Origin of the sequence: Phytobacter sp. V91 (assembly GCF_965644225.1) — a bacterium.
In the GTDB taxonomy this organism is placed as follows: Bacteria; Pseudomonadota; Gammaproteobacteria; order Enterobacterales; family Enterobacteriaceae; genus CBFFRJ01.
The window spans coordinates 1-10,228 of the sequence record NZ_CBFFRJ010000163.1 but is presented as its reverse complement, the minus strand read 5'-3'; the positions used below and the strand labels follow the sequence as shown (position 1 = coordinate 10,228).

Annotated in this window: 14 protein-coding genes; 13 read left to right on the top strand and 1 reads right to left on the bottom strand. The window is 55.4% G+C overall.

What is annotated here, in order from left to right; genetic code table 11:
* Window positions 1-142: 142 nt before the first annotated feature.
* Complete coding sequence (locus ACSZO4_RS22875) at window positions 143-382, top strand: SymE family type I addiction module toxin (protein WP_437891352.1); 240 nt, start codon at window positions 143-145, stop codon at window positions 380-382.
* 59 nt (window positions 383-441) lie between these two features.
* Here the strand turns inward: ACSZO4_RS22875 and hycI are convergent, their stop codons facing one another.
* A complete protein-coding gene (gene hycI / locus ACSZO4_RS22870; RefSeq protein WP_437891351.1) occupies window positions 442-897 on the bottom strand; it encodes a hydrogenase maturation peptidase HycI in 456 nt (151 codons plus the stop codon).
* Window positions 898-937: 40 nt separating this feature from the next.
* Here hycI and ACSZO4_RS22865 point away from each other — a divergent pair, with 40 nt between their 5' ends.
* The 12 genes from ACSZO4_RS22865 to ACSZO4_RS22810 all read left to right on the top strand — a co-directional run bounded on the left by ACSZO4_RS22865 (window position 938) and on the right by ACSZO4_RS22810 (window position 9,931).
* Window positions 938-1,090, top strand: coding sequence for a hypothetical protein (locus tag ACSZO4_RS22865; protein WP_437891350.1), 153 nt, complete (start codon window positions 938-940; stop codon window positions 1,088-1,090).
* Window positions 1,091-1,126: 36 nt separating this feature from the next.
* A complete protein-coding gene (gene hypA / locus ACSZO4_RS22860) occupies window positions 1,127-1,474 on the top strand; it encodes a hydrogenase maturation nickel metallochaperone HypA (RefSeq protein ID WP_437891349.1) in 348 nt (115 codons plus the stop codon).
* A gap of 3 nt (window positions 1,475-1,477) precedes the next feature.
* A complete protein-coding gene (gene hypB / locus ACSZO4_RS22855) occupies window positions 1,478-2,350 on the top strand; it encodes a hydrogenase nickel incorporation protein HypB (RefSeq protein WP_437891348.1) in 873 nt (290 codons plus the stop codon).
* On the top strand, window positions 2,341-2,613 hold the full coding sequence (locus ACSZO4_RS22850; RefSeq protein WP_437891347.1) for a HypC/HybG/HupF family hydrogenase formation chaperone: 273 nt from the start codon (window positions 2,341-2,343) through the stop codon (window positions 2,611-2,613). The genes hypB and ACSZO4_RS22850 overlap by 10 nt, the downstream gene beginning before the upstream one ends.
* Window positions 2,613-3,734: a hydrogenase formation protein HypD gene (hypD, locus tag ACSZO4_RS22845; RefSeq protein WP_437891346.1), complete on the top strand. Its 1,122-nt coding sequence runs from the start codon at window positions 2,613-2,615 to the stop codon at window positions 3,732-3,734. Before ACSZO4_RS22850 ends, hypD begins: the two co-directional genes overlap by 1 nt.
* Complete coding sequence (gene hypE / locus ACSZO4_RS22840) at window positions 3,731-4,741, top strand: hydrogenase expression/formation protein HypE (RefSeq protein ID WP_437891344.1); 1,011 nt, start codon at window positions 3,731-3,733, stop codon at window positions 4,739-4,741. The genes hypD and hypE overlap by 4 nt, the downstream gene beginning before the upstream one ends.
* A 111-nt stretch (window positions 4,742-4,852) precedes the next feature.
* A complete protein-coding gene (locus ACSZO4_RS22835; protein ID WP_437891343.1) occupies window positions 4,853-5,281 on the top strand; it encodes a TOBE domain-containing protein in 429 nt (142 codons plus the stop codon).
* 257 nt (window positions 5,282-5,538) lie between these two features.
* The gene (locus ACSZO4_RS22830; RefSeq protein ID WP_437891342.1) at window positions 5,539-6,972 is read left to right on the top strand and encodes a circularly permuted type 2 ATP-grasp protein; all 1,434 of its coding nucleotides are present in this window, start codon (window positions 5,539-5,541) and stop codon (window positions 6,970-6,972) included.
* Window positions 6,972-7,901, top strand: coding sequence for an alpha-E domain-containing protein (locus tag ACSZO4_RS22825; RefSeq protein ID WP_437891341.1), 930 nt, complete (start codon window positions 6,972-6,974; stop codon window positions 7,899-7,901). The genes ACSZO4_RS22830 and ACSZO4_RS22825 overlap by 1 nt, the downstream gene beginning before the upstream one ends.
* A complete protein-coding gene (locus ACSZO4_RS22820; protein WP_437891340.1) occupies window positions 7,898-8,725 on the top strand; it encodes a transglutaminase family protein in 828 nt (275 codons plus the stop codon). The genes ACSZO4_RS22825 and ACSZO4_RS22820 overlap by 4 nt, the downstream gene beginning before the upstream one ends.
* Window positions 8,726-8,749: 24 nt before the next feature.
* A complete protein-coding gene (locus ACSZO4_RS22815) occupies window positions 8,750-9,481 on the top strand; it encodes a peptidase (protein ID WP_437891338.1) in 732 nt (243 codons plus the stop codon).
* A gap of 33 nt (window positions 9,482-9,514) precedes the next feature.
* On the top strand, window positions 9,515-9,931 hold the full coding sequence (locus ACSZO4_RS22810) for a hypothetical protein (protein ID WP_437891337.1): 417 nt from the start codon (window positions 9,515-9,517) through the stop codon (window positions 9,929-9,931).
* The last annotated feature ends 297 nt before the right edge of the window (window positions 9,932-10,228 follow it).

The window sequence follows — 10,228 nt, the reverse complement described above, 5'->3', positions numbered from 1 at the left end:
AAACTGGGAGTGATGTTCCACTACGGGAAGCTGAATATGGCGTTCTGAGTCTTCCCACCATAATCGGGGAAGACCCAATTATATACAGTAAAAAATAACATAAACAGGCAGTGCATCCGCAATCAGGCGACAGGAGATCGGTATGGAAAGGGAAAGTTGTAAATCAGAGGTTATCATTGCCCGGCAATCACGCCATTTAACGGTGGGCTATGTCAGAAAACGCCATGAGGATCGGAAAACCGCCATCGCGACCCATTTTACAAAACATGCGTCTCTGAACTTATCAGGAAACTGGCTGCATCATGCGGGTTTCCCGACGGGGACCGCCGTTAAAGTGACAGTTTCCCACGGGCAGTTAATTATTGAACTGGCGAATAAATAAGCCAGCGCGGGGCTGAAATATTTGTCCGGCGACGCTGTACGCCGACGCCGGACATTTGCTTAAAGCTGAGCGAATCCACCCTTATCCTGCCAGCCGGCAAGGCTTGCGTAGACCTTTTCCACCGCCTCTTTGACAGGCGGTGTCATCGGGTAACAGAAGCCAACGATATCCGGCTGGATGCCGAGAAAGATAACCTCGCCCACATCCTCTTTCAGCTGATCAATAAGATAGTTGAGCGGCATATTATGGGTGGTCATCAGGAACATTTCGGCGATGTCATCCGGATCGACAATGCGTATTTCCCCTGGATTCAGCTCCATATCCGTGGCGTCGACAATAAGCAGCCGGGCTGGGCGTAATTCCCGAATAGCGACCACTTCGGTTTCCGGGGCGCTGCCGCCATCAATAACCTGCCAGTCTCCCGGTGGGTTCTCCGCACACATCTGAGCCAGCAGCGGGCCTGCGCCATCATCCCCCATCATGCTGTTACCCACGCAAAGTAATACGTCAGTCACCTTCTCTCCTCCCACCTTTGGTGGTATTCCACCAGGCAAAATGGCCTGGTCATTTTTGACGACTGCAGCCGCTGCCACCGTCATTTTCGTCTTAAGCGGGCTACCCGAGACCTTTAGCGACGAGCATTTTGCCGGAAAACAAGACGTTAACGCCTTGATCCTTACCGCATTAATGCAAATAACCCTGGCATAGTTGTTGCAATACGCGCCCGACAGATGAGGAGGCAGAATGCATGAAATTACGCTGTGCCAGCGGGCGCTGGAAATCATTGAACAGCAGGCGGCACAACATACTGCCCGACGGGTCACTGCGGTCTGGATCAAAGTTGGCGCATTTTCCTGTGTGGAACCTGCGGCTTTAACGTTTTGTTTTGATCTGGTTTGCCGTGGCACCCTCGCCGAGGGTTGTAGACTGCACATCGAAGAGCAACAGGCGGAGTGCTGGTGTGAAAATTGCCAGCGCTACGTGACATTACTGAGCCAACATGTACGCCGCTGCCCGCAGTGCAACAGCGACACACTCCAGTGTGTTGCCGACGTCGGCATGCAGATCCAACGGCTGGAAATTGAGGAGTAAGCAATGTGTACAACCTGTGGTTGTCAGGACGGTAATCGCTATATTGAAGGTGACGAACGTAATCCCCATTCCGCGTTTCGCAGCGCCCCCTTTTCCCCCGCTAAACGTCCGGCGCTCAGCATTACCGGTGTAAAGACCGACAGCTTCAGCCCGACGCCCCTGGACGATGGGGATTTACATTACGGCCACGGCGAAGCAGGCACCCATGCACCGGGAATGAGCCAGCGCAGAATGCTGGAGGTGGAAATCAATGTGCTGGAGAAAAATAACCAGATAGCCGCCCGCAACCGCGCCCGTTTTGCGGCAAAGCAGCAGCTGGTGCTGAATCTGGTTTCCAGCCCAGGCTCCGGTAAAACGACCCTGTTGACCGAAACCCTGCAGCGGCTGAACACCCGGCTGCCCTGTGCGGTCATTGAAGGAGATCAGCAAACCGTTAACGATGCGGCCCGTATTCGCGCCACCGGCACCCCCGCCATTCAGGTTAATACCGGTAAAGGCTGTCATCTGGATGCACAAATGATTGCCGATGCCGCTCCTCGCCTGCCGCTGGCAGACAACGGCATTCTGTTTATCGAAAACGTCGGCAACCTGGTCTGCCCGGCGGGTTTTGACCTCGGCGAACGTCATAAAGTTGCGGTACTGTCCGTCACCGAAGGGGAAGACAAGCCGCTGAAATATCCGCATATGTTCGCCGCTGCCTCGCTGATGCTGCTCAATAAAATTGACCTGCTGCCGTATCTGAATTTTGACGTCGAAAAATGCATTGCCTGGGCGCGAGAAGTGAATCCGTCTATCGAGATTATCCTAGTTTCCGCCACCAGCGGCGAAGGGATGGATACATGGCTCGACTGGCTGGAGACGCAACGATGTGCATAGGGGTTCCAGGGCAGATAACGACCATTGATGGCAATCAGGCCAAAGTGGATGTCTGCGGCATTCAGCGTGACGTCGACCTTACGCTTGTCGGCAGCGTTGATGAATCCGGGCAATCACGCCTTGGGCAGTGGGTACTGGTTCACGTCGGTTTCGCCATGAGCGTGATTAACGAGCAGGAGGCGAGAGAGACGCTGGCCGCCCTGCAGAATATGTACGACGTCGAGCCAGATGTCGGCGCGCTGCTGTTTGGTGAGGAGCGATAATGCGCTTTGTTGACGAATACCGCGCGCCCGAACAGGTTATGCAGCTTATCGCCCACCTGAAAGAGCGCGCCATCCACCTGAACTACAACGCAAAGCGGCCGCTGCGCATTATGGAAGTCTGCGGCGGTCATACCCACGCCATCTTTAAATTCGGACTCGACCAGCTACTGCCGGAAAACATTGAGTTTATTCACGGGCCCGGCTGCCCGGTCTGTGTGCTGCCGATGGGGCGTATTGACGCCTGCGTGGAAATCGCCAGCCACCCGGACGTTATCTTTTGTACCTTTGGCGATGCGCTGCGGGTGCCGGGAAAAAACGGCTCTCTGCTACAGGCCAAAGCCCGGGGCGCGGATATCCGGATCCTCTACTCGCCGCTGGATGCACTCAAACTGGCGCAACAAAATCCCCAGCGCAAAGTGGTCTTCTTTGGCCTCGGTTTTGAAACCACCATGCCCGCCACGGCCATCACATTGCAGCAGGCTTTGAAACTGGATCTGAAAAACTTCTATTTTTTCTGTCAGCACATCACGCTGATCCCCACGTTGCGCAGCCTGCTTGAGCAACCGGATAACGGGATTGATGCGTTTCTGGCGCCGGGTCACGTCAGTATGGTTATCGGCACCGATGCCTACGGATTTATCGCCGCAGAACATCACCGCCCGCTGGTGGTGACCGGGTTTGAGCCGCTGGATATGCTCCAGGGCGTCATCATGCTGGTGGAGCAAAAAATCAGTGCCCGCCATCAGGTTGAAAACCAGTATCGTCGCGTCGTGCCTGATGAAGGCAACCGGCTGGCGCAAAAGGCGATTGCCGATGTATTTGCGGTGCAGGGCGACAGCGAGTGGCGTGGTCTGGGAATGATTAATGACTCCGGCGTCCGTTTAACCGCCCCCTACCAGCGCTTTGATGCAGAAGCCCACTTTAAACCGGCACCCCAGCAGGCCTGCGATGACCCGCGCGCACGTTGTGGCGAGGTGCTTACCGGCAAATGCAAACCGCATCAGTGCCCGCTCTTTGGCAAACTATGTAATCCGCAAAGCGCCTTTGGCGCCCTGATGGTCTCCTCCGAAGGAGCCTGCGCGGCCTGGTATCAATATCGCGCCGAGGAGTGCGAAGCATGAAAGAAGTCCAACTGGCGCACGGCAGTGGCGGTCAGGCAATGCAGCAGTTAATCAGTGAACTGTTTATGCAGGCTTTTGCTAACCCGTGGCTCAATGAACAGGAAGATCAGGCGCGAATCGATCTCGCGACCTTAACCGCCGGCGGCGATCGGCTGGCGTTCTCCACCGACAGCTATGTTATCGATCCGCTGTTTTTCCCCGGCGGCGATATCGGCAAGCTCGCCATCTGCGGGACGGCAAATGACATCGCGGTGAGCGGCGCGATACCGCGTTATCTCTCGTGCGGTTTTATCCTCGAAGAAGGGCTGCCGATGGCGACCCTCAGCGCGGTGGTCAATAGCATGGCGGAGACTGCGCGCCAGGCCAACATCGCTATCGTCACCGGTGATACGAAAGTCGTGCAGCGCGGAGCGGCGGATAAGCTGTTTATTAACACCGCAGGGCTGGGGGCGATCCCTGCCAACATTCGCTGGGGGGCCAGCACCCTGGAAGCCGGTGACGTACTGCTGGTCAGCGGCACGCTGGGCGACCACGGCGCAACCATCCTCAATCTGCGTGAGCAACTGGGGCTGGATGGCGAACTGAGCAGCGATTGCGCGCTGTTAACCTCGCTTATCCAGGCGCTGCGGGATATTCCCGGCGTAAAAGCGCTGCGTGACGCCACCCGCGGCGGCGTGAATGCGGTGGTTCATGAGTTTGCGGCGGCCTGCGGTTACGGTATCGAACTTAACGAACGCGACCTGCCGGTCAAACCGGCGGTGCGCGGCGTCTGCGAGCTGCTGGGTCTGGAGGCGCTAAATTTTGCCAACGAGGGCAAGCTGGTGATTGCGGTGCAACGCCAGGCCGCCGATGCCGTCCTTGACCGGCTACGGGCGCATCAACCTGGACGGGATGCCGCCATCATCGGCGAAGTCGTCACGCGAAAAGGGGTGCGGCTGACAGGCCTGTACGGAGTAAAACGCACTCTCGATTTACCCCACGCCGAGCCCCTGCCGCGTATTTGTTGAGTTAACCTCTGCGAACAGGCGGCGCGTCAGTAGCCATCATAAGAAAGTGGTTATTGCTCGCAATACACAAACCTGAGATAACAGGTTTATCAACATCACTCTGGAGGCAGTATGGCCGTTTCAGCACGTAATCAGCTTGTCGGTAAAGTCAGCGCAACCGCGCACGGTGCAGTAAATGATGAAGTGGAGCTCACCCTCGAGGGCGGCGCGAAACTGGTGGCGATCGTCACCTCCAGCAGTAAAGAAGCGCTGGGTCTTGTGCCTGGCAAAGAGGCCATTGCCCTGATCAAAGCGCCATGGGTAACCCTGGCGACCGAAGATTGCGGCCTTAAATTCTCCGCCCGCAACCAGTTCGCGGGAACCGTCAGCGCGGTTAAAGAGGGTGCGGTTAATGCGACCATTCATGTAAACACCGACGCTGGTTTTGAGGTAGTCGCAGTGGTCACTAACGAAAGCTGCGAAGCGCTACATCTGGCAGCGGGCGCCCGCGTAATTACCCTGATTAAAGCCTCTTCTATCCTGATCGCCACCCGCGCATAACCGTCCCTTGCAACGCCGTGCCCGTCACGGCGTTCACATTTATGCACAACGCCATGCAGGTGCAACCCCTTCTACACTTGCACCGTTCTCTGCTTCTTTTTAGCGTTTAAACATCATCATGGTGCGTTTTTCGCGCCCTGTTTCCTCAAAACAGTGCATCCTGGCGCGACAGAGCGTGGAAATTCGCGCTCCCGTTGCGCTGGCATGGTTTCTGCATTTTGACTATATCTTCATCAAACGGAATGCAGGGGATGACAATGATAAAAATGACGCTTCCGACCGCCCCTTACTACGATGAGATGCTCACCGTAGAGGGTACGCAACGTCAGCACTACGACGCCTGGTGGCACTGGCTACAGAAAACTGACCAGCACGCCATACGCCAGAAGAAAGAACAGGCAGAACTGTTATTCCATCGGGTAGGCATTACTTTTAACGTATATGGAGAAGAAGGCGGAACGGAGCGCCTGATCCCTTTCGACAGTGTTCCTCGCATTATCCCGGCCCATGAGTGGCGGACGCTTGATTTGGGTATTCGCCAGCGGGTCAAAGCCCTTAACGCTTTCCTTTACGATATCTACCATCAGCAGCACATTCTTAACGCCGGGATTATCCCACGTGAGCAAGTGCTCGCTAACGAGCAATATCAGCCCTGTATGCAGGGCGTTAACCTGCATAACAATATCTACGCCCACATTACCGGCATTGATATGGTGCGTGACAGCGACGGGCGTTACTACGTGCTGGAGGATAACCTGCGCACCCCTTCCGGCGTCTCCTATATGCTGGAAAACCGTAAGATGATGATGCGCCTCTACCCGGACCTGTTTGCCAGTTCGCATATTGCCCCGGTTGAACGCTACCCCAGCTATCTGCTGCAAACCCTGCGTGAAAGCACTTACGTTGACGACCCCTGCGTGGTGGTGCTGACGCCGGGCCGCTTTAACAGCGCCTATTTTGAACACAGCTTCCTGGCTCAACAGATGGGGGTGGAGTTGGTAGAAAGCGCGGATCTGTTCGTCAAAGAAGGTGGAGTGTTTATGCGCACCACGGAAGGCCCTTGCCGGGTGGATGTGATTTACCGCCGTCTGGATGACGCCTTCCTCGACCCGCTGGCCTTCCGCTCTGACTCGATGCTTGGCGTACCCGGGCTGTTATCGGTTTATCGCGCAGGAGGGGTGGTGCTGGCGAATGCCATCGGCACCGGGGTGGCAGATGACAAATCTATCTACCCTTACGTGCCGGAGATGATCCGTTTTTATCTCTCGGAAGAGCCGATCCTCGGCAATATTCCCACCTGGCAGTGCCGTAAGCAGGAAGATTTAAATTATGTGCTGGCCCACCTCGACGAGATGGTGGTGAAAGAGGTTCATGGTGCGGGCGGCTACGGCATGCTGGTCGGCCCGCGTTCAGGCAAAGCGCAAATTGAAGAGTTTCGCCTGCGACTCCTCGCCAACCCCGGTAACTACATCGCGCAGAATACGCTGGCCCTCTCCACCTGCCCCACCTTTGTGGAGGAAGGACTGGCGCCCAGACATATCGATCTGCGGCCCTTTGCGCTGTTCGGGGAAGAGATCAGACTGGTGCCCGGCGGTCTGACCCGCGTGGCGCTTACCGAGGGCTCACTGGTGGTCAACTCCTCGCAAGGGGGTGGCACAAAAGACACCTGGGTCATGGAGGAGGACGAATAATGTTAAGCCGCACCGCCAGTGAGCTGTACTGGATGGCCCGTTACCTGGAACGGGCTGAGAGCTTTGCCCGCGTACTCGACGTGACTTATAAGCTGTCGATGATGCCGCGCCACAACCAGCAGCAGCACGACTTAGCCCTGCCTCTCAATCTGACCCTCGGCCACGAGTTGTTTCGCGAGCGCTACGCCCGCTTCAGCATGGATAACCTGCTGAACTTCTTTGCCCTGGACAGCAATAACCCCAGCAGTATCTATAGCTGTATTGAAATGGCATGGAATAACGCGCACGCCGTGCGTGGCAGCCTCTCTTCCGAAGTGTGGGAGTGCATCAACACCACCCGTATTGACATCCGTAATCTGCGCCAGACCGGGGTCGATAAAATCGGTATCGACGCTTTTTTTGACTGGGTAAAAGAGCGTGCGCACCTGTTTCGCGGGGCGATGTTCGGCACGCTGCTGCGCAACGATGCGCAATGCTTTATCCGGATCGGCACCCTGATTGAACGGGCGTTTGCCACCGCTCAACTGCTGGCCCTGAAAGACCAACAGCTGAGTAACGATCCGGATCCGGTGCGGGAATATTACCGCCTCGACACCCTGCTGCGCGCGGTGAGCGCCCGCGAGGCCTACCACAGCATTTATCGCCAGCCCTTCAGCCGGGAGACGGTCACGGAACTTCTGGTGTTCCGCAATGACGTCCCCCGCTCCCTGCACGCCAGCGTGGAAGACCTGGTTGCGCAACTGGAGATGATTGGCAGCGAGCGGGCGCGAGTGCCGCTGCGCCTCGCCCATCTGCTGCATGTGGAGCTGCGTTTTGGCTCGCTCGACAATATCCTGGATGAGGATGTCCAGACCTGGTTAAACCGTTTTCTGACTAAAATTAATGAGCTGGCCGATAGCATCCGCCAGACCTATCTGGAGGCGCTATGAAACTGACCATTAATCACCTGACCCACTATCAGTACGATGAGCAAGTGAAATTCAGCACCCAGTATTTGCGCCTCACGCCGCAGACCTCAGCCCGCCAGCAGATTAAAGAGTGGAATCTGGTGCTACCGGCATCCGCAGTGGCAACCACCGATGCCTACGGCAACCTGATGCATGTGCTGACGCTGGACAGTCCGCACCAGGAAATTGTGATTCTTGCTCAAGGCGTGGTGGAGATCGCCGATACTACAGAAGAGGAGACGGAGGATAGCTGTGGCCAGCTCTCTCCGCTGGTCTTTTTGCGCACCACGCCATTGACCGATGCCGATGATTTAATTCGCGATTTTGCCCGACGTTACTATCGTGAAGAGGATCCGGCCGGCAGCCTTGCGCTGTTGATGGCGGAATTGCGCCTGAAGATGCCCTATACGCCGGGCGCAACGCATGTGCACGACAGCGCCACCGTTGCTTTTGCCAAAGGCAAAGGAGTCTGTCAGGATCACACGCATGTGTTCCTCGCCTGCTGCCGCAGCCTGAAAATACCCGCTCGCTACGTCAGCGGATATGTGTATAGTCGTGACACCGAACATGTGGCGATGCACGCCTGGGCCGAAGCCTGGATCAACGGCCGCTGGCACAGTTTTGATATCACCAACAACACCTGTCAGTTAAATCAGCATTTGCGACTGGCGACAGGAATGGACTATCTCGACGCCTGCCCGGTTCGTGGCAGCCGCTTTGGCGGAGGATGCGAAGAGATGTTTTCAGAAGCTGAAGTAAGCCTGTTTGAGCGACAGCACCAGGTGCAGCAACAGCAGCAACAATAAACTGCAATTAATCAAGGTATTTTAATGACTTACTGTGTGGCCATGCGCCTGACTGACGGGCTGGTCTTCGCCTCCGACTCCCGCACCAATGCCGGAGTCGATCACATCGCGACGTTCAAAAAACTCCACGTGTTTCAGCGGGAGGGCGAACGGGTGCTGGTTATCCAGTCTGCAGGGAACCTGGCCACCACACAGAGCATTATCAGCCTGTTGACCACCCGGATCCAAAGCCAGCATACCCCGAACCTGCTGACGGTGGAGACGCTGTATGACGCTGCCGCACTGGTCGGGGAAACGGTGCGGGAGGTGATTCATCGAGACAGCGCCTCGCAGCAGAACAGCAGCAATCTGTTTGGCTGTAATCTGTTGATTGGCGGCCAGATCGGCAATGAACCTCCACGCCTGTTCCATATTTACCCGGAAGGCAATTTCATCGAGTCCACCAATGACACCCCCTACTTCCAGATTGGCGAAAGCAAGTACGGCAAGCCAATTATTGACAGAGTATTGACGGTAGATACGCCGCTGGAGCACGCTATGTGCTGCGCGCTGATTTCTATTGATTCCACGCTGCGCAGTAATTTATCGGTGGGCATGCCCCTGGACGTGATGATTTACCGCGCCAACAGTTTCGATACCCGTGAACAGCGCCGCATCACCGAAAACGACGCCTATTTTATGGGCATTCGTAAAGCCTGGTCAGAAGGACTATTGAATACTTTCCGCCAGTTGCCGCCGTTTCCGCCTGAGAGCTAACAGGCAAAATTCGTCATTAAAAAGAGTGCAGAAATGAGACTGGCCGTCATTGCGACAATTTTTATGCTTACCGCTGCAAGCGGTGCGCAGGCATCCACCACCAATGAAGCAGCGGTGGCTGCGGCAAAAGTGACCCTCGGCGAAGCCCTGTATAAATCCGCGTTACTCACCGGATCCATGCCAGCAGATCAAACCAATCCGATAAAAGCCGGTGAGCAGATGGGGGCCGAAATGAGCCAGCGTCTGGATAATGTGGTGATTGCAGGCCTCAATCAGGGCGCAGACTGTGATGAGATAACCAGCAATATTCAAAAGAGCTTTGAGTTAATGCAGCAGCAGGCGGTAAGCCAGTTTGCGACCTCATCAGCGATTAAAAAAGCGCTGGATAACGTCCCTCTGAGCGCGGCGCAATATGCGTCGGCACAGTGCCAGAATTTAACCAGTCAGTAGTCAGAAGATGGCGGTTTTGCCGGTAACACGTTGCCAGAACCGCCTTCAATGCCCCCGCAACCAGGTTGCCATATCAGCAAAAAAATCCCCATGCTTCACATAATCACGCCAAAAACCGTCTTATAAATAAATTTATAAAATAAATTCAACTATATGTATTTATTATCTTTTTATCTCACATTTAAAATAATACCAGAGGAACAATAATGACGTCTTCGAATGCTAAGGAAGGTGCGATTTAATCGTCAGTTATGAGAACATAAGGCTTTCTTTGCCATAGATTTTTCACGATGCCCG

Bases quoted from the DNA above. Each gene is read 5' to 3' on its own strand.
- ACSZO4_RS22820 (WP_437891340.1), top strand. From the start codon at position 7,898: ATGAAACTGACCATTAATCACCTGACCCACTATCAGTACGATGAGCAA.
- ACSZO4_RS22830 (WP_437891342.1), top strand. From the start codon at position 5,539: ATGATAAAAATGACGCTTCCGACCGCCCCTTACTACGATGAGATGCTC.
- hypB (WP_437891348.1), top strand. From the start codon at position 1,478: ATGTGTACAACCTGTGGTTGTCAGGACGGTAATCGCTATATTGAAGGT.
- hypD (WP_437891346.1), top strand. From the start codon at position 2,613: ATGCGCTTTGTTGACGAATACCGCGCGCCCGAACAGGTTATGCAGCTT.
- ACSZO4_RS22825 (WP_437891341.1), top strand. From the start codon at position 6,972: ATGTTAAGCCGCACCGCCAGTGAGCTGTACTGGATGGCCCGTTACCTG.
- ACSZO4_RS22815 (WP_437891338.1), top strand. From the start codon at position 8,750: ATGACTTACTGTGTGGCCATGCGCCTGACTGACGGGCTGGTCTTCGCC.
- ACSZO4_RS22850 (WP_437891347.1), top strand. From the start codon at position 2,341: ATGTGCATAGGGGTTCCAGGGCAGATAACGACCATTGATGGCAATCAG.
- hypA (WP_437891349.1), top strand. From the start codon at position 1,127: ATGCATGAAATTACGCTGTGCCAGCGGGCGCTGGAAATCATTGAACAG.
- ACSZO4_RS22865 (WP_437891350.1), top strand. From the start codon at position 938: ATGGCCTGGTCATTTTTGACGACTGCAGCCGCTGCCACCGTCATTTTC.
- ACSZO4_RS22835 (WP_437891343.1), top strand. From the start codon at position 4,853: ATGGCCGTTTCAGCACGTAATCAGCTTGTCGGTAAAGTCAGCGCAACC.
- hypE (WP_437891344.1), top strand. From the start codon at position 3,731: ATGAAAGAAGTCCAACTGGCGCACGGCAGTGGCGGTCAGGCAATGCAG.
- ACSZO4_RS22875 (WP_437891352.1), top strand. From the start codon at position 143: ATGGAAAGGGAAAGTTGTAAATCAGAGGTTATCATTGCCCGGCAATCA.
- ACSZO4_RS22810 (WP_437891337.1), top strand. From the start codon at position 9,515: ATGAGACTGGCCGTCATTGCGACAATTTTTATGCTTACCGCTGCAAGC.